Here is a 23,668-nt window from a genome sequence, read left to right on the forward strand (position 1 = left end):
GTTGTTCGGGATCATCAGGCCCTGCCGGCACCGGCTGGCCGGGCGGCTTCACGCGGACTGGATGGCGCACCTGTGCGGCCTGTGCCTCGCGCTGCGCGACCAGCACGGGCAGTTCGCCCGGGTCGTGACGAACTACGACGCGCTGATCGTGTCGGCGCTGGTCGAAGCCCAGACGCCGAGCGGACCCCGGCGTGCCGCGGGGCCGTGCCCGCTGCGGTCGATGCGCTCGGCGTCGGTCGCGGTCGGTGACGGTGCGCGGCTCGCCGCGGCGGTGTCGCTGGTCCTGGCTTCCGCGAAGGTCGACGACCACGTCGCCGACCGGGACGGCGCATTCGCCCGGCGTCCGGTCGCCGGAGCGGCGCGGCTCGTCGCGCGACGCTGGGCCGCGCAAGGCGGTCGGACAGGTGCTGGCATCGGTTTCGACACCGCGGTGCTGACCGAAGCGGTCGGCCGGCAGGGAGAGCTGGAACGTGCTGTCCGTGCCGGGGACTCGCCTTTGCTCGTGACCGAACCGGCAGAGCTGGCGTCGTCCGCGGCGTTCGCGCAGACCGCGGTGCTGGCCGGACGCCTCGGCAACCGCGCGCCGCTCGCCGAGGCCGGGCGGCTGTTCGGCCGGGTGGCGCACCTGCTCGACGCGGTCGAGGACCTCGCTTCGGATGCCGCGTCCGGTTCCTGGAACCCGCTGCTGGCAACGGGAACCGCGCTGGACGAGGCCCACCGGCTGTGCTCGGACGCGGTGCTCGGGGTCGAGCTGGCGCTGCGCGAGGCGGAGTTCGCCGATTCGGCGCTGGTGCACGCGCTGCTGGTGCACGAGCTGCGACAGGCGGTGCGGCGGGCGTTCGGGCATCACCACCTGCACGGCCAGCAGCCGCCGCCCGGGTGGATCGGGCCGGGGCCGACGCCGCAGCAGTCGCCGTACGGGCCCGGGATCGGCGGGCCGGGGCCCGGGCAGCCGGGGGTGCCCGGGTACGGGCCGCAGCCGGGTTACGGGGCTCCGGTGCCGGGGTACGGAACTGCTGGAATGCCCGGTCCCGGCGGTCCCGGCGGACCGGGCGGTCCGGACGGCCCCGAACCGCCGGAGGGCCGCGGCTCGCTGGGCGGCAAGGGCGGCGGTTGCTGGGCGCCGAAGTTCGCGGTCCCGCCGAAACGCCGCAACTTCTTCGCGGGCTGCGCGATCGCGACGTACATGTGCTGCTCCTGCCAGTTCTGCTGCCGCGATCCGTACCCGGGCCCCTGGAGCGGAGAACCTAACGGCAGCTGCGATTGCGACTGCTGCGATTGCGGAGACTGCTGCAGCTGCTGCGACGGATGCGACTGCTGCGACTGCTGAAGTTCTGACCGCACCGGCACCGGAGGCCCGCGAGGGAAGCTGAGTGCCAGGAACTCAAAGCGCCGCGACGGGCGCGGCTGAGGCGTGTCTGTCCCAGGTCGAAGGATGCCGCAGGGACAGGCTGGCTGTGGGGGCCAGCCCGCCGCGCCGCCGCCTCCGCGGGCAACCGGTGCCGGATCCCCAGCTCAGACGGGCCGTAGCGGAAATTGTCGGTGCCCCGGCCTACCCTGGTTCTCGTGGCTTTCGCAACCGAACACCCCGTCCTCGCCCAGTCCGACTTCCGCCCCGTCTCCGAGGTGCCTCGCGCCGGCGGCCGGTTCGAGGTCGTCAGCGAGTACCAGCCCGCGGGCGACCAGCCCGCGGCGATCGACGAGCTCGAACGCCGGATCAAGGCGGGCGAGAAAGACGTCGTGCTGCTCGGCGCCACCGGCACCGGCAAATCGGCCACCACCGCGTGGCTGATCGAACGCGTCCAGCGGCCCACGCTGGTGATGGCGCCGAACAAGACGCTGGCCGCGCAGCTGGCCAACGAGCTGCGCGAGCTGTTCCCGCACAACGCGGTCGAATACTTCGTCAGCTACTACGACTACTACCAGCCCGAGGCGTACATCGCGCAGACGGACACCTACATCGAGAAGGACTCGTCGATCAACGACGACGTCGAGCGGCTGCGCCACTCCGCCACGATGAACCTGCTCTCGCGGCGCGACGTCATCGTGGTCGCCTCGGTGTCCTGCATCTACGGCCTGGGCACGCCGCAGTCGTACCTCGACCGGTCCACCAAGCTGGAGGTCGGCGGCACGGTGGAACGCGACGTGCTGCTGCGCGCGCTGGTCGACGTGCAGTACTCGCGCAACGACATCGCCTTCGCGCGCGGCACGTTCCGCGTCCGAGGGGACACGGTGGAGATCATCCCGGCGTACGAGGAGCTGGCGATCCGCGTCGAGTTCTTCGGCGACGAGATCGACAAGCTGTACTACCTGCACCCGCTCACCGGCGACATCGTGCGCGAGGTCGACGAGGTCCGGATCTTCCCGGCCACGCACTACGTCGCCGGGCCGGAGCGGATGGAGAAGGCGATCCGCGGCATCGAGGCCGAGCTGGAGGAGCGGCTGGCCGAGCTGGAGAAGCAGGGCAAGCTGCTGGAAGCCCAGCGGCTGCGGATGCGCACCGCCTACGACATCGAGATGATGCGCCAGGTCGGCTTCTGCTCCGGCATCGAGAACTACTCGCGGCACATCGACGGCCGCGGCCCGGGATCGGCGCCCGCCACGCTGATCGACTACTTCCCGGAAGACTTCCTGCTGGTCATCGACGAATCGCACCAGACGGTGCCGCAGATCGGCGGCATGTACGAGGGCGACATGAGCCGCAAGCGCAACCTCGTCGACTACGGTTTCCGGCTGCCGAGCGCCGTCGACAACCGCCCGCTGACCTGGGAGGAATTCTCCGACCGGATCGGGCAGACGGTGTACCTCTCGGCGACGCCGGGCCCGTACGAGATGGGGCAGACCGGCGGCGAGTTCGTCGAGCAGGTCATCCGGCCCACCGGCCTGGTCGACCCGAAGGTGGTCGTGAAGCCCACCGAGGGGCAGATCGACGACCTGGTGCACGAGATCCGCGAGCGCGCGGACAAGGACGAGCGCGTCCTGGTCACCACGCTCACCAAGAAGATGGCCGAGGACCTCACCGACTACCTGCTGGAGCTGGGCATCCGGGTCCGGTACCTGCACTCGGAGGTCGACACGCTGCGCCGGGTCGAGCTGCTGCGCCAGCTCCGGGCGGGCGACTACGACGTCCTGGTCGGCATCAACCTGCTGCGCGAGGGCCTCGACCTGCCCGAGGTGTCGCTGGTCGCGATCCTCGACGCGGACAAGGAAGGCTTCCTGCGCAGCGGCACGTCGCTGATCCAGACCATCGGCCGCGCCGCGCGGAACGTGTCCGGCGAGGTCCACATGTACGCGGACAAGATCACCGATTCGATGCAGTACGCGATCGACGAGACCGACCGCCGCCGCGCCAAGCAGATCGCCTACAACGAGGAACGCGGCCTCGATCCGCAGCCGCTGCGCAAGAAGATCGCCGACATCCTCGACCGCGTCTACACCGAGGCGGAGGACTCGGAGGAGTCGGTCGCGGTCGGCGGCTCGGGCCGCAACGCCTCCCGCGGCAAGAAGCCCGAGCAGGGCGACCGCGTCCGCAGCTCGGGCATGCTCACCGACAAGAACGTGTCGGGGATGCCGCGCGCCGAACTGGCCGACCTGATCCAGCAGATGACCGACCAGATGATGCAGGCCGCCCGCGACCTGCAGTTCGAACTGGCCGCCCGGCTGCGCGACGAGGTCGCCGACCTGAAGAAGGAACTGCGGGGAATGGACGCGGCCGGAATCAAGTAGTTACACCATCTCCGATACCATTACACCATGGCGATGAACATCAAGGATCCGGACGCGGAGCGTCTGGCGGCCGAGGTAGCCGAGCTGACCGGCACCACGAAGACGGGTGCGGTTCGCGAATCGCTGCGCATGATGCGGGACCGGCTGGTTGCGCAACGGCGTGCGGAGCAGAACGCGGACGAGTTCGTGCGCTTCCTGCGGGAGGAGATCTGGCCGCAGGTTTCCCCGGAGAACCGGGGGAAGCCGATCAGCAAAGCCGAGCGTGAGGAAATCCTCGGATACGGGCCGGGTGGCGTGTGATCATCGACAGTTCCGCGATCGTGGCGGTGCTCATGGACGAACCGATGGCAGTGCCGATCGCCCGAGCGATCGGCGGCGCTGAGGAATGCCGGATCGGGGCACCGACCCTGGCGGAGACCTCGATCGTGCTGACGCACAAGGAAGGCGAGCGAGGCGCCACGCTGCTGGCTTCGTTCCTGCAACGGCGCCGGTTCGACATCCTCACGTTCGGCGAAGCGCACTGGCGGACCGCGCAGACCGCGTTCCTGCGGTATGGCAAAGGCAGGCATTCCGCCGCGCTGAACTTCGGCGACTGCCTCACCTACGCGGCCGCGATGGTCGCTGGCGAACCGCTCCTCTGCATCGGCGACGACTTCCCGCACACCGACCTCGAACTGGTCAAGCTGGAGGAGAACTGACGGCACCCGGCAGGAACGAAGCCCCTGGCCGGGGGTGCGCTCCAGACTGAGGCACCCCCGGTTCCCGGACCCTCGCTTCGACTTTCACAGAAACATGCGGCCGTGGCAATGGGTGCGAGGGCAGAACTGAGGCAAGAAAGTCTCTCGTCCCAGGCGAACGCGCCGGAAGAGGTCAGTGCTTCAGCACCTTCTCCACGTACGCCTTCACTGCCGCCAGCGCCGGTTCCGACCGCCACATCCGTTCCACTTGCGCGTCGTCGGACACGCGGTTTTCCGCGATCCGCTGGTGGTAGGGCTGGCGCAGCTGCTGCTTCGTGTGCGCGAACGCCTCCGCGGGCAGTTCGCCGAGCCGGGTGGCGAGTTCGCGTGCCCGGCTGAGCACGTCCTCGCCCGGCACGACCTCGTCGACCAGGCCGCGGGGGAGCGCGTCGGCCATGGTGACCGTCGCGCCGCTGTAGATCAGGGACGGCAGCGGCGTCGTCCCGTAGGTGCAGCGCATGATCTCCAGCGCCGACAACGGGAACGGCACGCCCACCAGCAGCTCGGTCACGCCGATGCGGCCCGGTCCGTCCGCGGCGATCCGGTGGTCGCACGCCGCGGCCAGGACCATGCCGCCCGCGATGGCGTGGCCGTTGACCGCCGCCACCACCGGGCGCGGGAAGCCGAAAACGGCCAGGAACGCGTCCGACAGCGCGGGCAGGAAATCGCCGACGTAGCGCGCGCCGCCCTCGTCGAGAGCCAGCAAGTCCACTCCGGCGCAGAACATGTCGCCGGACCCGGTGAGCACGACCGCGCGCGCCCCGGCCGCGTCGGCCTCTTCGAGTCTGATCACCAGCTCTTTGCAGGTGTCGGTGTCGAGGGTGTTGCCGCGCCCGTGGTCGAGGGTCACGAGTGCGACGCCGTCATCGAGTTCCAGGTGGATCGTCACGCCCCGAACCGTACCGGACATCCGGGCTCAGCTGGTGACGTCCTTGCGTGCGAACCGGCGGCCGGCCAGCAGCAGGAAGACCGTCGTGTAGAGGACCGACGACAGCACCCCGCTGGCCAGGTTCGTCCAGTCGATGTCGGTGGAGATCAAGTCGAGCCAGGCGAACGAGTAGTGCGTCGGCAGGTAGTTCCGCAACCCGCCCAGCGCGGTGATCTGGTCGAGGATCTGCGACAGGATCGCCACCAGCACCGTCCCGCCGACCGCGCCCAGCGGCGCGTCCGTCGACACGCTCAGCAGCAGCGCGAGCCCGGCGACCCAGGCCAGCTGCACCACGATGTACACAGTGGACATCAGCAGCGCGAGCAGGCTGTCGCCGAAGCCGACCGCGTCGCCGGTCGGGCTGATCGCGTCGCCCGCGCCGTACCAGATGATGCCGACCAGCAGCGAAACCACCGGCAGCAGCACCAGCGCGGCGATTGACAGCAGCCCGGACACCGCGGCCTTCTGCCGCAGCAGCCGGTGCCGCGGCACCGGGATCGCCAGCAGGTACTTCAGGCTCGACCACGACGATTCGCTCGCGATCGTGTCGCCGAAGAACAGCGCGACGATCATCGGCAGCAGGAACGTGCCGGACACGAAGAACGCGAGCACCACGAAGTTCGGCGCGCTCGCCGTCGCCAGGTCCACGAACCCGCCGGAGCGGCGGTTCGGACTGGACTGCCCGATCTGGAACGCCACCACCAGGATGAACGGCAGCACCGCGACGAACGCCAGCACCAGCTGGGTCCGCCTGCGGCGCAGCTGCCGTTTCAGCTCCACGCCCAGCCGCAGCGTCCGGTCGGCCCGGTAGCCCGCGACCGCGCCGTCCGGACCGACCTCGGCCGGTTCCGCGGTGGCCAGGTCGCTCAGTTCCTGCAGTGCGGCCGGATCGGTGTGCACCCCGCCGGAACCGTTGCCCTCGCTCATGAATCCTCTCCCACCAGCTGCAGGAACGCGTCTTCGAGCCGGCGGCGCGGCCCGGCCTGCTCCACCGCGACCCCGGCGCGCACGAGCGCCGCGACCGCGTCGGCGCGCGGAAGCCCGTCGAGATTCGCGTGCACCAGGTCGCCCTCGGTCTCGACGTCCGACACCCCGCCGACGCTCTTGAGCGTCGCCGCGGCCGCCGCCGGGTCGCCGACCCGGAACGTGGCCTCGCCGCTCGAGGCCGCCAGTTCGCCGACCTCGCCCGAGGCCACGAGCCTTCCGCGGTGCATGACCACCACGTGCGAACACGTCTGCTCGACCTCGGCCAGGAGGTGGCTCGAGACGACGACGGTGCGCCCGGTGGCGGCGTAGCGCTGCAGGACTTCCCGCATCTGGTGGATCTGCGGCGGGTCGAGCCCGTTGGTCGGTTCGTCGAGCACCATCAGCTCCGGCAGCCCGAGCATCGCCTGCGCGATCGCGAGCCGCTGCCGCATGCCCTGGCTGTAGGTCTTCACCCGCCGGTGCACGGCGTCGCCGAGCCCGGCGATCTCCAGCGCCTCGGTGAAATGCGCCTTCTCGGCCGGCCGCCCGGTCGCCGCCCAGTACAGCTCGAGGTTCGCCTTGCCGGACAGATGCGGCAGGAAGCCGGAGCCCTCGACGAACGACCCGATCCGCGACAGCACCGGCGCGCCCGGCGTGATCCGGTGACCGAACACGCGGATCTCGCCCGCGGTCGGCGTGATCAGGCCCATCAGCATCCGCAGCGTGGTCGTCTTGCCCGCGCCGTTGGGGCCGAGCAGGCCGAGCACCTGCCCCGGTTCGACGCGGAACGACAGGTCCGCCACGGCGGTGAACCCGCCCGCGTACTGCTTGCGCAGTCCCTTGATCACCAGCGGGGTGCCGGCGAGTTCCGGGTCGACGTCGTGTGCCCGGCGGCGCCGGATCGCCGCGATCACGACGACCGCGATCGCGACCAGCAGCGTCGCGCCGATGCCGATCAGCTGCCCGACCGGCAGGGGAGCGCCGACCGACGCGCCGGGCACCACCGGAACGGCGAGCGCGGCGCCGGGCGCGAGCCCGACCCGGAACACCGCAGGCTGCGTCGGCACCGAGTACGCCTGGTCCGTCGTGCCCACAACGAGCCGCAGCGAATGCCCGGAGTCGATCGGCCGCACGACACCCGGCAGCGTCACCGTGACGTCGACCGGCATGCCGTCCGCGGGCAGCCCGGTGACCCGGAACGGCGCAACCGTGTTCGCGGGCAGCACGCGGGTGCCGTCCTGGCCGACGTCGTACAGCTTCGCGAACAGCACCGCTTCCGGCTGCGGATGCGCCGGGTCGGTCGCGACCTGCAGCCGGACCGTGCTCGAACCGGACAGGACGAGCTGGCTGTCGAACGGGGCGGTGCCGAATTGCGCGGCCTGCCCAGGCGGGTCGCTGGAGAACAGGGGAGCCAGCCGGGAGGTGCCGGACGCGAGGCCGTTGAGCCCGGGAATCCCGCTCACCGCGGCCGGATTCGCTCCGGCGGGCCGGACGATCGGCTGCGCCGGACCGGTGAGGGCCACCTGTTTCCGCTCGGTTCCGGCACCGGCGAGCCCGGGGTACGCGGCGGCGTTGACCGTCCGCACCGACGGGGTTCCGTTGGCGCGCAACGTTCCCTGGACGTCGTAGCTGAATCCGTGGCCGGGGTCGCCCTGGCCGGTGAGCGACGACCACAGGAAGTCGCCGATCTTCGCGCGCAGCTGCGGTCCGGGGACGCCGCCGTCGTGGCCGCCGGTGTACCAGATCGTGCGCACCGAGCCGCCCGCCGCGGTGATCTGCCGCGCGGTGGCGTCGGATTGGTCGAGCCCGAACAACGTGTCGCTCTCGCCCTGCACGAGCAGCGTCGGCGCGGTGATCTTGCCGGTGACCGACGAGGGGGAGACGCGGTGCAGGAGCGCGACCGTCTCCGGGCTGGCCTTGCCGGTGGTCGCGAGTTCCTCGTACGCCTTGCACACCGCCGCGGTGAACCGGCCGCACGGATCCGCCGACGGCCGCTCAGCCCGTGCCGCGGCTGACGGCGCGGCGGCTTGCGGTGCGGTGCCTCCGCTGTTCCCGGCCGTGCCGCCGGTGTCGCTGGTGGGCTGCCCCGCCTCGGGTGCTTCGGTAGAGGGCGTGCTCGCCGCGGCCGCACCCGAACCGGCGGAGAAGAAGATGCCCGCCCAGCTCTTCTTGAAGACGCCGTCCGGGGAGAACGCGCCGGCCGCCGGAGTTTTCGCCGACGGAGCGGTCGCGGCCGCGGCGTTCGGCACGAGAGCCTGGCCGAGGTCGTTGTAGGTGATCACCGGCGCGAGCGCGCGCACCCGGTGATCGGTCCCGGCGAGCAGCAGCGACAGCGAACCGCCGTAGGACGCCCCGGTCACTCCGATCTCGGGCGCGCCGTCGGAGCCGGTCGCCACGTCGTGGCTCGCGGCCAGCCGGTCGACCAGCCGGCGCGCGTCGGCGACCTCGCCGTCGGGATCGTTCAGCCCGATTTTGCCGGTGCTGCGCCCGAATCCGCGCGCGGACCAGGCGAGCACCACGAACCCGCGCTGGGCCAGCTCGCGCGCCTGCGGGTCCACACTGGACTTGTCGCCGCCGAAGCCGTGCGCGAGCAGCACCGCGGGCGCGGGCGTGTGTTCGGGGTAGTAGGTCGTGGTGTCGATCCGGACCTGATCGGGGGAACCGGGTCCGGCGGGCATCGAGACGAAGGCGTCCTGGGTCCGGACCGGTGCGGGACCGCGGTCGCGGGTCGCCCAGACGGTCGCCGCGGCCGCGGCGACCAGCACCACGGCGGCGACGGCGGCGAGCCGGGAGCCGCGGGTGCGGGGAAGCGGGATTCGGGGCACGACGCGACGTTATGACGGTTTCGCTGAGAACGCGCACACGACCTCACATGGATTTGATGGTGGTGGTTCTCTCGCACCGGAACCAGCACCGCGGGATCGGCTGAAAGCGATCCCGCGCGCGGCGGCGGAGCCGACGCCATCAATACGGTGACTTGAGCAACCTCGGCTGGCGTTCGCAGCCCGTAACCGGCAGACTGAACGCGCTGTGAGGGGAGTATTCCTTCGCGGCGGTGTCGTCAGCACGGTGATCCGGTGAGTCATTCGCCGAGGTCCCCGGCACCGTCGGCCGGTTTCGCACCGGCGGGAGAGACCTCCGGTTAGTTGCTGCTGCGCACTATCCGGAGGTTTCTGAGATGACTGTCCCCCTGTGGCTGTGGTTCGCGACAGTCGGCGGGCTGCTCGCGCTGATCGCCGTGGACCTGATGATCGTCGACCACAAGCCGCACGAGGTGACCACCGGCGAGGCCGCGCGCTGGGTGATCTTCTACATCGCGTGCGCCGTCCTGTTCGGAGCCGGCGTCTGGATCTTCGCCGGGCACGATCCCGGGGTCCAGTTCTTCACCGGGTACATCACCGAGTACTCGCTGAGCGTCGACAACCTCTTCATCTTCATGGTCGTCATGGCCTCGTTCAAGGTGCCCGCGATCCACCAGCACCGCGTGCTGCTGGTCGGCATCCTGCTCGCGCTCGGCATGCGCAGCGTGTTCATCGCGGTCGGCGCGGCGCTGATCAACCAGTTCGTGTGGGTGTTCTTCGTCTTCGGCGCGGTGCTGGTCTGGACCGCGATCAGCATGCTGCGCGGCAACGGCGGCGGCGAGGAGGAGTACCACGAGAACGCGCTCACCCGCTGGGTGCGCAAGCTGTTCCCGGTCACCGACGACTACCGCGGCCACAAGTACCTGGTGAAGGAAGGCGGCAAGCGGAAGATCACGCCGATGCTGCTGGTGATCGTCGCGATCGGCTCGGCCGACCTGCTGTTCGCGGTGGACTCCATCCCGGCGATCTTCGGCATCACCCAGGAGGCGTTCCTCGTCTTCACCGCCAACGCGTTCGCGCTGATGGGCCTGCGGCAGCTGTACTTCCTGCTCGGCGGGCTGGTCACGAAGCTCGTGTACCTCAGCTACGGCCTCGCGGTGATCCTCGCCTTCATCGGCGCGAAACTGGTGGTGCACGCGCTGCACGAGTACCACCTCGCGCCGGACTGGCTCGACATCAGCAACTGGATGTCCCTCGGGGTCATCGTCGTGGTCCTGACCGTCACCACGGTGCTGAGCCTGGCCAAGGCCAAGCGCGACGAACGGCGGGCGGTCGAGGCCAAATAGGTCGTTTGCCTTGCTAAGGATCGGGTACGGTCGTCGGCATGCGTCCTGCCGACATCGAAGTCCTCGCCGTCCCCGGCCGTCCCGCGCTGCGCGGTGACCTCCTGCTCGCCGCGGTGAGCAGTCCCGACCTGGAAACCGACCAGTACCGCAGCACGATCCGGCGGATCTCGCTCTCCGGCGGCGAAACGCCGTGGACGCACGGTCCGCGCGACTCCTCGCCGGCGATCTCGCCGGACGGCCGGTGGGTCGCGTTCCTGCGCGCGGGCGACGGCAAGGGTGCCGAGGGCAGCCCGCAGGTGCACGTGATGCCGGTCGGCGGCGGCGAATCCCGGAGGCTCACCTCGCTGCACCTCGGCGCGGACGCGCCGGTGTGGGCCCCGGATTCGCGCTGGCTCGCCTTCACCGCGCGGGACCCCGAGCCGGGCCGCTACGGCACCGAGGACGCCGACGAGCGCACACCGGAGCCCGCCGCCGAAGCGCCGCGGTTGATCAAGCGGCTCGACTACCGGATCGACAACATCGGCTTCCTGCGCGACCGGCCGAAGCGGCTGTTCGTGCTCGACACGTTCGAAGACAGCGAGCCGGAGGCGGTGACCCCGCGCGACTACAGCGTCAGCCAGCCGGTCTGGACGCCGGACGGCGAGCGCGTCGTCGTGACCGTGCCGCATGACTTCGACCGGACGGAAACGCGCGAGCACGACCTCGTCGCGTTCCCGGTCGACGGCGGCGAACCCGAAGTGCTCGCCGCGTGCGCCGGTTACGCCGATCAGCCGGTGTACGCGCCGGACGGCACGCTGTACTTCATCGGCACGTCCCATGAGGACGGTGTGGTCGTCGCTTCCAACGCCGGTCTGTACGCAGTCGTGCCGGACGGGAAACCGCGGCGGCTGACCGATGTCGAGACGGTGGACCTCGAGCCCGGCTCCGGCCCGGCGATTCCGCTCGGCGACGAGGTCCTGGTCGCCGTGCGCAACCGCGGTGCGGTGGAGCTGCGGGCGATCCCGGCGGACGCCGAAGGCGCGAAACTCGACGACTTGCGCGTGCTGCACGCGGGGCACTCGGCGGTCCACGGATTCGCGGCGGACGGCGAAACCGTCGTCGCGGTAGTGGCCGGTTTGGACACCGCGGGCGAGTTGGTGGTCCTGGGCTCCGACGGTCCGCGCGTGCTCACCGATTACTCGAAGCCGTTGCGGGACAAGGGTCTTTGCGAGGTCGTGGAACTCGAAACGACCGCGCCGGACGGCTACCCGGTGCACGGCTGGCTCGTGCTTCCGGAGGGCGAAGGGCCGCATCCGGTGCTGCGCGTAGTGCACGGCGGACCGTTCGCCCAGCAGGAATGGACGGTGTTCGACGAGGCGCAGGTGTACGCGTCAGCCGGTTTCGCGGTCGTGCTCGGCAACCCGCGCGGTTCGGCCGGATACGGGCAATCGCACGGCACTTCCGTCGTGCACAACCTGGGCACCGTCGATGTCGACGACGTGCTCGCGCTGCTCGACAAGGCGCTGGAGCGGCCGGATCTCGACTCGTCGCGGACCGGGATCATGGGCGGTTCCTACGGCGGGTTCATGACGAGCTGGGTCGCCGCGAAACACCCGGACCGGTTCCGCGCGGCGTGGAGCGAGCGCGCCGTGAACGCGTGGGATTCCTTCGCCGGCAGCTCCGACATCGGCTACTACTTCACCGAGGGCTACGTCGGTGCGGACCCGGAGGAACAGCGTCGCCGCAGCCCGCTCAGCTACGCCGCGGACGTGCGGATCCCGTTCGCCGTCGTGCATTCCGAACAGGACTGGCGGTGCCCGCTGGAGCAGGCGCAGCGGCAGTTCGTGGCGCTGCGCCAGGCCGGCGTCGAGACGGAATTCCTGCTGTTCCCCGGCGAAGGACACGAGCTGACGCGCTCGGGCAAGCCGCGGCACCGGGTGCAGCGGTTCGAGGCGGCGCTGGCCTGGTGGACCCGGCACCTCAGCTGAGCAGCGTGTAGTTCAGCTCCTCGCACACGCGCCCGAGCGGCACGTCGAGCCCCGGATGGTCCAGCGGAAGCAGGACGTCCGGGGCGATCGGCAGCGCCGCGCCCGCGGGCGGGTCCCACAGGCACACCGAGGGCTTGCCCGCGTCCATGGACGAGCGGTACCAGAGCCCGTCGAGGTCCGGCATCGCGCCGCGGATCGCCCGCGCCCACGCCTGGGTGATCTTCTTCGGGCCGCTGGAGATCTCCTGCGACGCGCCGACCCGGGTCGGCCACAGCCCGGTGAGGTCGAGCAGCCGCAGCACCCGCGTCGGGCGCACCACGACCAGCCGGGGCCCGCGCGTCGTGCGGTCCACCGTCGAGGTCGTCTGGAACACCTCGGCGACGCTCGTGCGCACGGTCAGCCCGAAATAGAGCACGCCGTTGCCCGGGTCGGTGACCGGACGGCCGCCCCGGCCGGGCGTCTGCTGGTCGAACCGGCCGTGCGGGAGCGGGCCGGTGTAGCGGAAGGTGTTCCACTGCTGCGGATGGTTGCCGTGCGCGGTGAAGATGCGGACCAGCCGGGTCTCGGGCTGCACCGAAACCACGTCGTGGCTGCGGTCCAGCCCCTTGACCAGAGCCGACCGCGCCGGAGGCGAGGGGAGCCGGGCCATGCGGGGGAGGTTGTCCGTCCTGTGTCGGGGCAGGGGGCGGGCCTGCGCCGCGGCGGGCGCGGCGGTGCGCAGGCGGGAAGGTCAGCGGGTCAGAACGGCGAGCCGAGGGTGGCGACGAGCCGGGCCACCTGCTCGGGGTCGCCGCCGGCGAGCAGCCACTGCCGCGGCGTGGCCGGCCGGTCGCTGATCACCAGGTCGGACTGCGGGGTGTTCATGAACGCGGCGACGACCAGCGCCGGCTGGTCCTCGGGAACGGCGCGCAGCACGGTTTCGAGACCGGGCAGCACGCCCGCGCCGTTGAACTGCCACGCGGGCAGCCGCCAGCCCTGATCCTTCCAGCCGGTGAGCCTGCCTTCCTTGAGGCGGTGCCGGATCCGGCTGTCGTCGACGTTGAGCATCTCGGCGGCCTGGCCGACCGACAGCGCGGAATCGGCGAGCACGGCGTGCGCGGCGACGGTGCGCGCGCGGAAGTCCGGTTCGCTTTCGTCGCGCGGGCTCAGGTCGAGGCCCGCGTCGGTGAGCGCGGCCCGCTGGTCGGGGGAGAAGTAGTGCGAGGGGTCGGGGTTGGGCGGCGACAGCCTGCGGGCCGCGTCCTCCACGAGCGTGAGAAACTCGTTCGCGTCGGCTTTGAGGCCGGCTCTTGCGAGAACGTTCTCCAGCGCTATCGACATACGCTCAGACTAGCGCGTGTGTGCGGGTTCGTGCGGTTTCTCGCCTTTTTGTGGGTGAATTCACCAAAGATCGACACGCATCGCACAGAAGTCAACACGCGCTGTAGGCGAGTTCGGGACAGTCTGCCCCGCACCGGGTGGCTTGTCCAGGCTTTCGAGTGCTTGACACTCCCGGGCCGCCGATTTACGTTGCGAGCGAGTAATCGGTTTCCCGCCCTCGGGTGCGGCCCGTGCTCCGTCGTCCGCGGCGGACGCTGGGGGGACAGGGGGTGGGGCGTGCCTGGCGGCCCGGCGGATCTCCGCCGGGCCGCCAGGCACGTCGTTTCCCTCCGCACCCGGCGTGCGCGCCGGATCTCGCCGCGCGCGGGCTTCAGCGGTGCGAGCTCTGCCGGTCGATCAGCTGCGCGTCGAGAGTCGTGGTGACCGGCTCGCGGGTGCTGTCGGCGATGCGGGCCAGCAGCAGTTGCGCGGCGACCCGGCCGATCTCGTACGCCGGCTGCGCCACGACGGTCAGCGGCGGGTCGATCAAGGTCGTCCACGGGGCGTCGTCGAACGAGACGATGCCGATGTCGCGCCCGGCCCGCAGCTTCCGCGCCGCGAGCGCCTCCAGGACCCCGATCGCCATCGTGCTGTTGGCGACCAGCAGCGCGTCCGGCGGCGCCGGCTGGTCCAGCAGGTCCCCGGCGGCGCGGCGCGCGCCTTCCGCGCGGTATTCGGCGCGGCGGTAGATCGCGTTCTCCTCGCCGACCGCGTCGAGGTAGCCGGACAGCCGGTCGTCGGCGGTGCGCACGCCGGACGGCCCGCTCAGGCACGCCACCCGCCGGTAGCCGTTCGCGACGAGATGGCGGGTCGCCTGCCGGGCGGCGCGGCGGGTGTCGACGAGCACCTGGTCGCAGTCGGTGCCGGGAAGCGGCCGGTCGACCGCGACCACCGGCGTGCCGAGCCGGCGCAGCCGGGTGACGTTCGTGGCCGGGCCGGTGGGGGACAGCAGCACGCCCGCGACGCGTTCCTGCAGCGCGACGTCGAGGTACCGGCGTTCCTTGTCCTCGTTCTCGTCGGAATTGCAGAGCACCACCGAATACCCCGACACCTGCGCGAGATCCTCGACCCCGCGCGCGATCGAGGTGAAGAACGGGTTCTCGACGTCGGAGATGATCAGCGCGAGCACCGCGGTCTCCTGGCGGCGCAGATTGCGGGCCAGTCCGTTCGGGTGGTAGCCGAGTTCCTCGGCCGCCTCGAGCACCCGGGCGGCCAGCTCGGGGTCCACTGTGGACTTCCCGTTCAGGGTCCGCGACACCGTGGCGGTCGAGACGCCTGCCCTGGCGGCGACGTCGCTGATCGTGGCCACCGAGCCTCCTCGTCCTGGCTTCCTTGACACCCCGGAGACCGCAGAATACCGTCCCGGGTAATCGTTTACCGTCAGCTTACCGGGGGTGCGGCGATGCAACCGGGCCCGTTGCTCGGCATCGACATCGGCACGTCCAGCTCTAAAGGCGTCCTCGTGGGTGCGGACGGCACTGTACTGGCGCGCGCCGCCCGCCCGCACAGCACCTCCCGCCCGCGGCCCGGCTGGTTCGAGCACGACGCCGAAACGGTGTGGTGGGCCGCGTTCGCCGAGCTGGTGCGCGAATTGCTGGCCGGCGGGCGGAAACCCGCCGGTCTCGCGGTGAGCGGCATCGGCCCGGTGCTGCTGCCCGCCGACGCCGACGGCCGCCCGCTGCGCCCGGCGATCCTGTACGGCGTGGACACCCGGGCCGGCGCGGAAATCGCCGAGCTGACCGCCGAACTCGGCGAAGAGTCCATTGTGGAGCGCTGCGGGAGCGCGCTGTCGAGCCAGGCGGTCGGCCCGAAGTGGCGGTGGCTGTACCGGCACGAGCCGGACGTCGCCGCGCGGGCCCGCCAGTTCCTGATGGCGAGTTCGTACCTCGTGCGGCGGCTGACCGGCGAATACGTGCTCGACCACCATTCGGCCAGCCAGTGCGACCCGATGTACGACCTGCGCGCGGGCGGCTGGGCGGAGGACTGGGCCGCGCTCGTCGCGCCCGGGATCGATTTGCCGCGGCTCGCCTGGCCGACCGAGGTGGCCGGGACGGTCACCGCTCAGGCCGCCGCTGAAACCGGACTGCCGGCCGGATTGCCGGTCACCTGCGGCACGATCGACGCGTGGGCCGAAGCGACCAGCGCCGGAGTGCGCGACCCCGGCGACACGATGGTCATGTACGGCACCACGATGTTCCTCGTCCAGGCTGTCGCCGAGGCTCGCCCGGTGCCCGGATTGTGGGCGACGCGCGGGGTGGTGCCGGGCAGCTACTCGCTGGCCGCGGGAATGGCGACGTCCGGCGCGATCACCGACTGGCTGCGGGAACTCTTCGACGGCGACTTCGCCGAACTCGTCGCCTCGGCCGGTCAGGTTCCGGCCGGAAGCCGCGGACTTGTGATGCTGCCGTACTTCGCGGGCGAGCGGACTCCGCTGCCGGATCCGTTGGCACGCGGGGTGATCGCCGGGCTGACCACCTCGCACGGCCGGGCGGAGCTGTACCGCGCGGCGTTGGAAGGAACGGCTTACGGGGTGCGGCACAACCTCTCCGCGATGGGTGCGCCCGCGCGCCGGTTGGTCGCGGTCGGCGGCGGCACCCAGGGGCGGGTGTGGACGGGGATCGTGAGCGACGTGACGCGCACGCCGCAGCATCTCCCGACGGAAACGGTGGGCGCGTGCTTCGGGGACGCGTATTTGGCGGCGGTGGCGGTCGGGCTGGAGCCGGACATCGAGGCGTGGAACCCGGTGGCCGAGGTGATCGAGCCGGATCCGGCCCGGGCGGATCGGTACGACGAGTTCTACGAGCACTACCGTGCGCTGTATCCGGCGACGATCGACGTCGCGCATTTCCTTGCGCGACAACAAGATTTGGCGGCGGAATGAGTTACCGGGCGAAGTAGGCGCCCGGGGTGAGGCCGGTGAGGGCCCGGCATTCGCGGGTGAGGTGCGGTTGATCGGCGTACCCCGCGGCGACGGCCAGGTCGGCGAGCGTCGCCGTGGCGGGTGCCAGTGCGACGGCTCGTTGGAAGCGCAGGACGCGGCGGTAGGTGGCCGGTCCGTAGCCGACCGCGAGGGTGAACAAGCGGCGCGCCTGGCGTTCGCTTCGGTCTGCTTTTGCCGGATGCCACGCCGAGGGGCCGTCGGCGTTGGCCTGACGCCGTGCCGGTCGCACGTCCAGTGCGGCCGAACGCGCTGCGGCTTGCGTGCCCGAGCGCGCCGGTTGCCGGGGAGAACGAGACTCCCCTCGGACGGGAATCTCGGCGGCTAACTGCGCCAGCATCCGCTCCACTACCGGGTCCGCGGCAGCCGCCCGGGCCGCCGCGACGTCGGCCATCGCGTCGGCGAGATCGCGGCCGCTGAGGATCTCGTCGGCGAGGGTCGCGCCGCGGTGGTTCCAGAGGTCCGTCAGCGAGACCCGGCTGTCGCGCAGTTCGTCCGCGCCCACGCCGAGCATCGCCGCTGCCGCTCCCGGCTGGAAGCGCAGGCCGCGCAGCCGCGTGCCGGGCGGGAAGACCGACGTCCACGCCGTCGTGTCCGGCCCGGCCACGAACACCTGGCCGGCATCGGCGACGAGGTCCACGCACCCGTCGGGGACGATCCGCTTCGGGCCGGGCTCCGCCGATTCCCAGCGGCACCGCACGAGGCGGCGCAGCGAGTGCGGCGGCGGGCTTTCCGAGTACACCCCGCGATCATGCCTCGCGGGTACGACAGAATGCCTCCATGACCCCGATCGATGCCTTGGCCTGGGTCCACGTACGGGACCGTCGGCTGCTGTCCGTCCGCACGACCGGCAAGGAAAAGTTCTATCTCCCCGGCGGCAAGCGCGAACCCGGCGAGGGCGACGTCGAGGGTTTGTGCCGGGAGATCCGCGAGGAACTGGGCGTCGCGCTCGACCCGCTCAGCTTCCGGTTCTTCGCGCTCCTCGACGAGCAGGCCGACGGTTTCGCCGACGGCCGCCGCGTCCGGATGACCTGCTACACCGCCGACCACACCGGCGAACCGGAGCCGTCGGCGGAGATCGCCGAGGCCGCCTGGCTGCGCGCCGCGGACGCCGCCGCCTGCCCGCCCGCCGGACAGCGCGTGCTGCGGATGCTGTCCGAAGCGGGGCTCGTCGACTGATCACCCTGCGTCACCTGGGGCGTGCGCGAGCGTCGTCGCCATCGTGCGTGGTGACCGTGCCCGTGAGCGAACGCCGGTTACCCCCGTCAGGGTGAAAAGAAGTCAATTTTCTCGGGTTGGCTAACGCCGTGTAACGGTCCGGCGAAGAACCAGACGTCGCACTCGCGGGAAGTGCGCTCGAGAAGAGAAGACCTCTCCATGGGTGTTCCTGGCGCGACCCGGCCCACGGCGGTTCGGGGGGAACCGGGCAGGCTGCGGCCGCTCGGAAGCGGGGTGGTCGTGGTCGGCGTCATCGCCGTCGCGGTCGCCGTCGCGTGGTACGTCATGCCGAAAGCGACCCCGGACCGGCCCGCTCCGGCCGCGTCGGTGCCGTCGGTGACCGTCGAACCGGCGATCGCGCGCGAGGTGACCCGCACGGTCGTCTACGAACTGACCGGCGAGGACGTGGCGCGCAACCTCACCTACGTCGCGGCCGGCGGCGACCTCGAACAACAGGCCGAGGTGCGGCTGCCCTGGTCGGTGACGGTGCAGCGGACGACCGCCGCCGAGCAGCCGGTGTTCAGCAGCCTGGTCGCGCAGAGCACCGGGGCGCTGCTGTGCCGGATCCGGGTGGACGGGCACGTGGTCGCCGAGAAATCGGTGGCGGGGGAGGGGCGGCAGCTCAGCTGCAGCGCCTGACCTGGGCGCCCCTCCAGCGCCGCATCCAAAGCCGCGCGTGGGTTCTCAGCAGCGCGTTAGCGGCGGATTCGCTGTCGTGCTGCTCGCCGGGTCGGTGCGGAGCACTGGCTGAAGAGGCGGGCCCGCATGGGCTCCGCTCTCGAGGCATCGCACGCCTGCCCGCAGAGAAAACCTCAGCGCTGGGCACGGAGGAGGGCCCGGCTCACCGCGCCGAGTCCCTGCCTGCGGCAGGATCACCACCGTGAACGGTGCGATCGGATTCGGGCCCGCGCTGATCGCCGTGCTCGCGGTGCTGACGCTCGCGGGGGCGGCCGTCGTCCGGTTCGGGCAGCTCGGGCAGGGCCGGGCGGTGGTCGTCGCGGCCGTCCGCGCCGTCGCTCAGCTCGCGCTCGTCTCCCTGGTCATCACGGTCATCCTGCGTTCGGACTGGCTGACCGGACTGTTCGTCCTCGCGATGTTCTCCATCGCCGCCGCGACGTCCGCCAGCCGGATCGGGGTGCCGCGGCGGATCGGGTGGGTCGCGCTGTCGCTGGCGTCCGGCGTTGTCCCGGTGCTGGGGCTGGTGCTCGGTTCCGGCGTCGTTCCGGCGAAGCCGATCTCCGTCGTGCCGGTCGCGGGAATCGTGATCGGCGGGTCGATGACCGCGACCTCGCAGGCGGCCCGCCGCGCGCTCGACGAACTCAAGCAACGCCGCGGCGAGTACGAAGCCGCGCTCGCGCTGGGATTTCTGCCGAGGCACGCCGCGCTGGAGATCTGCCGTCCGTCGGCGGGACACGCGTTGATCCCAGCGCTCGACCAGACCCGGACGGTCGGCCTGGTGACCTTGCCGGGCGCGTACGTCGGCGTCCTGCTGGGCGGGGCGAGCCCGCTTCAGGCCGGTACGACGCAGGTGCTGGTGCTGATCGGCCTCCTGGCCGCGGAGGCGATCGCCGTGCTGGTGACGGTGCAGCTCGTCGCGGCGGGATCGATCCGCCGCGACGAGCCGGCTCAGCCGAGCGGGGCGGCCAGGTGAGAGCGGTCGTTGAAGCCGCGGATCAGCCAGTTGTCGCCGTGCACCACGAGGTGGGAGATCGATCCGTTGTCCGCGCCGAGGAACGCGAACCGTTCCAGCGCGCGGCTCGCCTGGGCGAACGCCTCGCCGATCACGCCGCCGTGGGTGAACACCGCGACTCGCTGGTCCGGATGCGCCGCGGCGATGCGCGTGAGCGCGGCCCGGATCCGCCGGCCGAACGCTTCGTCGGATTCCGCGCCGGGCAGGACGTCCCACCGCTGTTCTTCCCACAGCTTCTGGGCCAGCGGATGCCCCTCGGCGGTGTGCTTGCGGAACAGCCCGTTTTCCCATTCGCCGAGGTGGATCTCGCGCAGATCCGGCTCGACGACCGGGGTGAGGCCGAGCTTTTCCGCCAGCGGCGCCGCGGTCTGCGCGGTGCGCCGCAATGTGGTCACGTACAGCGCTTCGATGCGTTCCGACGCCAGCCGCTCGCCCACGCGCGCGGCGTGGTCGCGGCCTTCCGGCGCGAGGTCCGGGTCGGCCTGGCCGTCGACGAGATCGAACGGCTCGCTGAGCCGTTGCGGCATCGATTCCCCGTGGCGCACCAGGAAAATTTCCGTGGCGCCCGAAGGCGGGCTGAAGCGGTGCTGGCGGTACTCGACTTCCTGTTCGGGCGTGCTCATGCCCCGACCCTAACCGGTCGGCTCACCCGAGTTGCTTGTCCACGAAGCACCACCGCCACGTCTCGCCCGGCTCGAAGCTGCGCATCACCGGATGCCGGGTCTCGTGGAAATGCTGCGAGGCGTGCTTGCCCGGCGACGAGTCGCAGCAGGCGACGTGCCCGCACTTGAGGCACATCCGCAGGTGCACCCAGGTCAGCCCGGCCTCGAGGCATTCGGCGCAGGAGTCCCGGGAACTGGGCTCCTGCGCCGGCCATTCGTGGTCGAGGTGCTTGCACGAACCGGCCGTGGCGGCGGGGGTGCTGAGCTCGCGTTCGGCCACCGGCGGTTCCTCGTCGTCGCGGTCGAGCATCGACTCTTCGATGTCGAGCCGGGCGAGCACGCGGCGCAGCACCGCGTCGTCGGCGGTTCCCCGGTCGCGCGCGCTCAGGAACTGTTCGCGTTCGGTTTCCAGTAGCTGGACGCGAAGCCGGCGGTAGGCGTCGCTCGGGGTTTCGGCGAGCGTGCTCTGCCTGCCGAGCTGTTCCCACGCGGCGTCGGAGCGGCCCTGCAACCGGTCGCGCAGCCGCTCGATCACCTCGGGCGGATCTTCCGGACGGCGCAGTTCCTCGAGTTTCGCGAGCGCGGCCCGGGTCATGTCGTGCAGCACGGCGGCTTCCTGCAGCGCGTCCTCCGCCGGGTCCGGACGGGGCAGCCGCAGCCGCCGGATCAGCGGCGGCAGCGTCATGCCCTGCACCACGAGCGTCCCGGCCACCACCACGAAGGCGGCCAGCACGAGCACCGCGCGCTGCGGGGTGTCCGCGGGCAGCACGAACGCCGCGGCGAGCGTGACCACGCCGCGCATCCCGGCCCACGCGATCACCGCCGAATAGCGCCACGGCCACACCTTGCCTCGCTGGAAGCCCAGCGTCTTCAGGACGCGTTTCACCACGCCGATCCCGGCCATCCACAGCATGCGGGTCAGGATCGTCGCGGCGAGCACCGCGGCGCAGATCCCGGCGAGCTGCCACAGCGTCAGCCCGCTCTTGCCGACCTCGTGCAGGATTCTCCGCACCTGCAGGCCGATCAGCAGGAAGACCATGTTCTCCAGCAGGAACTGGACGGTCTCCCAGTTCAGCCTGCTCGCCAGCCGCGACGGCCCGGACTGGATCCGCGGCGTCTGGTGCCCCTGGATGAGCCCGGTGACGACCACCGCCAGCACACCGGATCCGTGCACCGCTTCAGCGAGCAGGTACGCCGCGAAGGGCACCGCGAACGACAGCGCGGTGTCGGTGATCGTGTCCTCCAGCTTCGCCCGCACGTACGTGACGATCAGCCCGACGAGGAAGCCGACGACGATCCCGCCGACGGCCGCGAGGAGGAAGTCGAGACCGACCTGCCAGAGGCTGACCGCTCCGGCGATCGCCGCGATCGCGGTGCGCAGCGCGACGAGCGCGGCGGCGTCGTTGAAGAGGCTTTCGCCCTCCAGCAGCCGGACGAGCTTGCGCGGCATCCCGACCCGCCGCGCGACCACGCTCGCCGCCACCGCGTCCGGCGGCGCGACGATCGCGCCCAGCGCGATCCCGGCGGCCAGCGGCAATCCCGGCACGACCAGCCAGGCGACCAGCCCGACGCCGAACGCCGTGAACACGACGAGCCCGACCGACAGCAGCGCGATCGGCCCGCGAAGCTTGCGGAACGCGATCAGCGACGTCTGGATCGACGCCGAGTACAGCAACGGCGGCAGGAGTCCGATGAGGACGACTTCCGGGTCCAGTTCGTACTGCGGCACTCCGGGGACGAACGACACCGCGACGCCGACCGCGACCAGGCACAGCGGCGCGGACCAGTCCATCCGGCGCGCGACGACGGTCACCAGGAGGACCGTCAGGACCAGCGCCACCAGTTCCGCTGCGATTTCCACCGCACAATCATCACCCGCGGCCTCGGAGCGTGCGCACGGACCGGCGTTAGGCTGCGGTCGTGACGACGGTGGAGACGCGGGCCGGTGCCGTCCGCGGCGAGGTGCGGGACGGAGTCGGGTTTTTCCTGGGGGTCCCGTTCGCGGAGCCGCCGGTGGGGGAGTTGCGGTTCCGGCCGCCGGTGCCGGTCGCTTCCTGGACCGGGGTGCGCGACGCGACGGAGTTCGCGGGCAAAGCTCCGCAGCCCGACGTGACCGGGAAACGCTTCGTCGGCGACGAGGACTGCCTGTACGTCAACGTCTACGCACCCGAAGCGCCCGGCTCGTACCCGGTGCTCGTGTGGATCCACGGCGGCGGCGGGGTGATGGGCGCTCCGCATCAGTTCGACGCGTCCGCGTACGCCCGCAACGGCGTGGTCGTCGTGACCGTCGGGTATCGGCTCGGGGTGCTCGGCCTGCTCCGGCTGCCCGGGGTTTCCGACGGGAATCTCTCGCTGCACGACCAAGTGCTGGCGCTGGAATGGGTCCGCGACAACGTGGCTGCGTTCGGCGGCGACCCTCGCCGCGTCACGCTCGCCGGACAGTCCAATGGCGGCCGCACCGTGGGGACGTTGCTGGCGGTTCCCGCCGCGCGCGGGCTGTTCAGCCAGGCGATCGTGCAGAGCGGCACCGGCGTGGGTTCCGTCGTGCACACCCCTGCCGAGGCGGAAGCTGTCGGCGAGGCGGTGCTGGCCGAGCTGGGAAACGCGGATCTGTCCAGGCTGCCGGTCACGGAGATTCTGACCGCGCAGCAACGGGTCACGGCTCAGCTCGGCACGCTCGTGCCGTACCGGGTGGTGGTCGACGGGGATCTTCTGCCGCGGCGGCCCGGCGAAGCGGTGGCGGACGGCGGCGCGCGGGAGGTCCGGATCCTCGCCGGAACCACCGCGGATGAGCAGGATCTGTTCTCCTGGCTGCAAACCGGCGGCGCGAAACTGCTCGGCGCCGGCTCGACGATGCTCGAACCGGACGACATCGCCCGGATGACCGAGGCGTACCGGGACCTGCTGCCGGACTGGCCGGACGACCAGCTGGTGAACCGCGTCCGCACGGCGGGGGACTGGTGGCTGCCGGCGATCCGGCTCGCCGAGGCCCAGCACGCGGCGGGCGGCACGGCCTGGATGTACCGGCTGGACTGGCGGATCGCGCCGCGCGGGCGGGGCCTCGGCGCGGCGCACGGGGTCGACCTGCCGTTCGTGTTCGACGATGTCCGCAACCCGAACTGGCGTTTCCTGTTCGCCATCGCCCGCCCCGATCCGGAGCGGCTGCGGGCGATGGCGAAGGAGATGTTCGAAACGTGGGTCCGGTTCGTGGCGACCGGCGATCCGGGCTGGGACCCGTACGCGCCGGAAGACCGGGTGACCCGGCTGTTCGACGACGTCAGCACGACCGTGTCCGATCCGGATCGGAAGCAGCGGCGGCTGTGGGACTAG

The 23,668-nt window shown here is 71.3% G+C and carries 20 protein-coding genes; 11 read left to right on the forward strand and 9 right to left on the reverse strand.

The window, feature by feature from the left end:
• Position 1 precedes the first annotated feature (1 nt).
• From ATK30_RS36640 to ATK30_RS36655, 4 genes are all read left to right on the forward strand, one after another.
• On the forward strand, positions 2-1,330 hold the full coding sequence (locus ATK30_RS36640) for a DUF5685 family protein (protein WP_101439335.1): 1,329 nt from the start codon (positions 2-4) through the stop codon (positions 1,328-1,330).
• Positions 1,331-1,566: 236 nt separating this feature from the next.
• The gene (gene uvrB / locus ATK30_RS36645; RefSeq protein ID WP_167442062.1) at positions 1,567-3,726 is read left to right on the forward strand and encodes an excinuclease ABC subunit UvrB; all 2,160 of its coding nucleotides are present in this window, start codon (positions 1,567-1,569) and stop codon (positions 3,724-3,726) included.
• A 27-nt stretch (positions 3,727-3,753) separates the two neighbouring features.
• Positions 3,754-4,026, forward strand: coding sequence for a type II toxin-antitoxin system VapB family antitoxin (locus tag ATK30_RS36650; RefSeq protein ID WP_101439337.1), 273 nt, complete (start codon positions 3,754-3,756; stop codon positions 4,024-4,026).
• On the forward strand, positions 4,023-4,424 hold the full coding sequence (locus ATK30_RS36655; protein ID WP_101439338.1) for a type II toxin-antitoxin system VapC family toxin: 402 nt from the start codon (positions 4,023-4,025) through the stop codon (positions 4,422-4,424). Before ATK30_RS36650 ends, ATK30_RS36655 begins: the two co-directional genes overlap by 4 nt.
• A 172-nt stretch (positions 4,425-4,596) precedes the next feature.
• On the opposite strand, the gene ATK30_RS36660 is transcribed toward ATK30_RS36655, so the two are convergent.
• Genes ATK30_RS36660 through ATK30_RS36670 form a run of 3 tightly spaced genes read right to left on the reverse strand, consistent with a single transcriptional unit; the run spans position 4,597 to position 9,182 of the window.
• Complete coding sequence (locus ATK30_RS36660) at positions 4,597-5,352, reverse strand: enoyl-CoA hydratase/isomerase family protein (RefSeq protein WP_244194836.1); 756 nt, start codon at positions 5,350-5,352, stop codon at positions 4,597-4,599.
• Between the two features lie 27 nt (positions 5,353-5,379).
• Complete coding sequence (locus ATK30_RS36665) at positions 5,380-6,318, reverse strand: ABC transporter permease (protein WP_101439340.1); 939 nt, start codon at positions 6,316-6,318, stop codon at positions 5,380-5,382.
• A complete protein-coding gene (locus ATK30_RS36670; protein WP_101439341.1) occupies positions 6,315-9,182 on the reverse strand; it encodes an alpha/beta fold hydrolase in 2,868 nt (955 codons plus the stop codon). The genes ATK30_RS36665 and ATK30_RS36670 overlap by 4 nt, the downstream gene beginning before the upstream one ends.
• 353 nt (positions 9,183-9,535) lie before the next feature.
• Between ATK30_RS36670 and ATK30_RS36675 the strand changes: the two genes are divergently transcribed.
• The gene (locus ATK30_RS36675) at positions 9,536-10,504 is read left to right on the forward strand and encodes a TerC family protein (protein ID WP_101439342.1); all 969 of its coding nucleotides are present in this window, start codon (positions 9,536-9,538) and stop codon (positions 10,502-10,504) included.
• Positions 10,505-10,542: 38 nt separating this feature from the next.
• The gene (locus ATK30_RS36680; protein ID WP_101439343.1) at positions 10,543-12,471 is read left to right on the forward strand and encodes a S9 family peptidase; all 1,929 of its coding nucleotides are present in this window, start codon (positions 10,543-10,545) and stop codon (positions 12,469-12,471) included.
• Here ATK30_RS36680 and ATK30_RS36685 read toward each other — a convergent pair.
• The 3 genes from ATK30_RS36685 to ATK30_RS36695 all read right to left on the reverse strand — a co-directional run bounded on the left by ATK30_RS36685 (position 12,464) and on the right by ATK30_RS36695 (position 15,139).
• Positions 12,464-13,120 (reverse strand): RES family NAD+ phosphorylase, encoded by a 657-nt coding sequence (locus ATK30_RS36685; protein ID WP_101439344.1) that lies wholly within the window; start codon positions 13,118-13,120, stop codon positions 12,464-12,466. The genes ATK30_RS36680 and ATK30_RS36685 overlap by 8 nt on opposite strands.
• An 89-nt stretch (positions 13,121-13,209) precedes the next feature.
• On the reverse strand, positions 13,210-13,791 hold the full coding sequence (locus ATK30_RS36690) for a DNA-binding protein (protein ID WP_101439345.1): 582 nt from the start codon (positions 13,789-13,791) through the stop codon (positions 13,210-13,212).
• Positions 13,792-14,161: 370 nt separating this feature from the next.
• On the reverse strand, positions 14,162-15,139 hold the full coding sequence (locus ATK30_RS36695) for a LacI family DNA-binding transcriptional regulator (RefSeq protein WP_101439346.1): 978 nt from the start codon (positions 15,137-15,139) through the stop codon (positions 14,162-14,164).
• Between the two features lie 93 nt (positions 15,140-15,232).
• On the opposite strand from ATK30_RS36695, the gene ATK30_RS36700 reads away from it, so the two are divergent.
• Complete coding sequence (locus ATK30_RS36700; RefSeq protein ID WP_101439347.1) at positions 15,233-16,711, forward strand: FGGY-family carbohydrate kinase; 1,479 nt, start codon at positions 15,233-15,235, stop codon at positions 16,709-16,711.
• A 1-nt stretch (position 16,712) separates the two neighbouring features.
• Here ATK30_RS36700 and ATK30_RS36705 read toward each other — a convergent pair whose 3' ends face one another.
• Positions 16,713-17,510 (reverse strand): AraC family transcriptional regulator, encoded by a 798-nt coding sequence (locus tag ATK30_RS36705; protein WP_101439348.1) that lies wholly within the window; start codon positions 17,508-17,510, stop codon positions 16,713-16,715.
• 38 nt (positions 17,511-17,548) lie between these two features.
• Here ATK30_RS36705 and ATK30_RS36710 point away from each other — a divergent pair, with 38 nt between their 5' ends.
• The 3 genes from ATK30_RS36710 (at position 17,549) to ATK30_RS36720 (ending at position 19,637) form a co-directional block, all read left to right on the forward strand.
• On the forward strand, positions 17,549-17,947 hold the full coding sequence (locus tag ATK30_RS36710; protein WP_101439349.1) for an NUDIX hydrolase: 399 nt from the start codon (positions 17,549-17,551) through the stop codon (positions 17,945-17,947).
• 198 nt (positions 17,948-18,145) lie between these two features.
• A complete protein-coding gene (locus tag ATK30_RS36715; protein ID WP_101439350.1) occupies positions 18,146-18,625 on the forward strand; it encodes an MmpS family transport accessory protein in 480 nt (159 codons plus the stop codon).
• Between the two features lie 241 nt (positions 18,626-18,866).
• On the forward strand, positions 18,867-19,637 hold the full coding sequence (locus ATK30_RS36720; protein ID WP_101439351.1) for an ABC transporter permease: 771 nt from the start codon (positions 18,867-18,869) through the stop codon (positions 19,635-19,637).
• Here ATK30_RS36720 and ATK30_RS36725 read toward each other — a convergent pair.
• Both ATK30_RS36725 and ATK30_RS36730 read right to left on the reverse strand, forming a co-directional pair.
• A complete protein-coding gene (locus ATK30_RS36725; RefSeq protein ID WP_101439352.1) occupies positions 19,613-20,299 on the reverse strand; it encodes a histidine phosphatase family protein in 687 nt (228 codons plus the stop codon). The two genes, ATK30_RS36720 and ATK30_RS36725, sit on opposite strands and share 25 nt — an antisense overlap.
• 22 nt (positions 20,300-20,321) lie before the next feature.
• A complete protein-coding gene (locus ATK30_RS36730; protein ID WP_244194837.1) occupies positions 20,322-22,199 on the reverse strand; it encodes a Na+/H+ antiporter in 1,878 nt (625 codons plus the stop codon).
• A 59-nt stretch (positions 22,200-22,258) separates the two neighbouring features.
• On the opposite strand from ATK30_RS36730, the gene ATK30_RS36735 reads away from it, so the two are divergent.
• The gene (locus ATK30_RS36735; protein WP_101439353.1) at positions 22,259-23,668 is read left to right on the forward strand and encodes a carboxylesterase/lipase family protein; all 1,410 of its coding nucleotides are present in this window, start codon (positions 22,259-22,261) and stop codon (positions 23,666-23,668) included.

Source organism: Amycolatopsis echigonensis (assembly GCF_002846615.1).
Lineage (GTDB): Bacteria > Actinomycetota > Actinomycetes > Mycobacteriales > Pseudonocardiaceae > Amycolatopsis > Amycolatopsis echigonensis.

What these genes read in the sequence shown, in the direction of transcription:
- ATK30_RS36650 (WP_101439337.1), top strand. Translation starts at nt 3,754, where the DNA reads ATGGCGATGAACATCAAGGATCCGGACGCGGAGCGTCTGGCGGCCGAG.
- ATK30_RS36665 (WP_101439340.1), bottom strand. Translation starts at nt 6,318, where the DNA reads ATGAGCGAGGGCAACGGTTCCGGCGGGGTGCACACCGATCCGGCCGCA.
- ATK30_RS36675 (WP_101439342.1), top strand. Translation starts at nt 9,536, where the DNA reads ATGACTGTCCCCCTGTGGCTGTGGTTCGCGACAGTCGGCGGGCTGCTC.
- ATK30_RS36680 (WP_101439343.1), top strand. Translation starts at nt 10,543, where the DNA reads ATGCGTCCTGCCGACATCGAAGTCCTCGCCGTCCCCGGCCGTCCCGCG.
- ATK30_RS36685 (WP_101439344.1), bottom strand. Translation starts at nt 13,120, where the DNA reads ATGGCCCGGCTCCCCTCGCCTCCGGCGCGGTCGGCTCTGGTCAAGGGG.
- ATK30_RS36690 (WP_101439345.1), bottom strand. Translation starts at nt 13,791, where the DNA reads ATGTCGATAGCGCTGGAGAACGTTCTCGCAAGAGCCGGCCTCAAAGCC.
- ATK30_RS36700 (WP_101439347.1), top strand. Translation starts at nt 15,233, where the DNA reads ATGCAACCGGGCCCGTTGCTCGGCATCGACATCGGCACGTCCAGCTCT.
- ATK30_RS36710 (WP_101439349.1), top strand. Translation starts at nt 17,549, where the DNA reads ATGACCCCGATCGATGCCTTGGCCTGGGTCCACGTACGGGACCGTCGG.
- ATK30_RS36715 (WP_101439350.1), top strand. Translation starts at nt 18,146, where the DNA reads ATGGGTGTTCCTGGCGCGACCCGGCCCACGGCGGTTCGGGGGGAACCG.
- ATK30_RS36725 (WP_101439352.1), bottom strand. Translation starts at nt 20,299, where the DNA reads ATGAGCACGCCCGAACAGGAAGTCGAGTACCGCCAGCACCGCTTCAGC.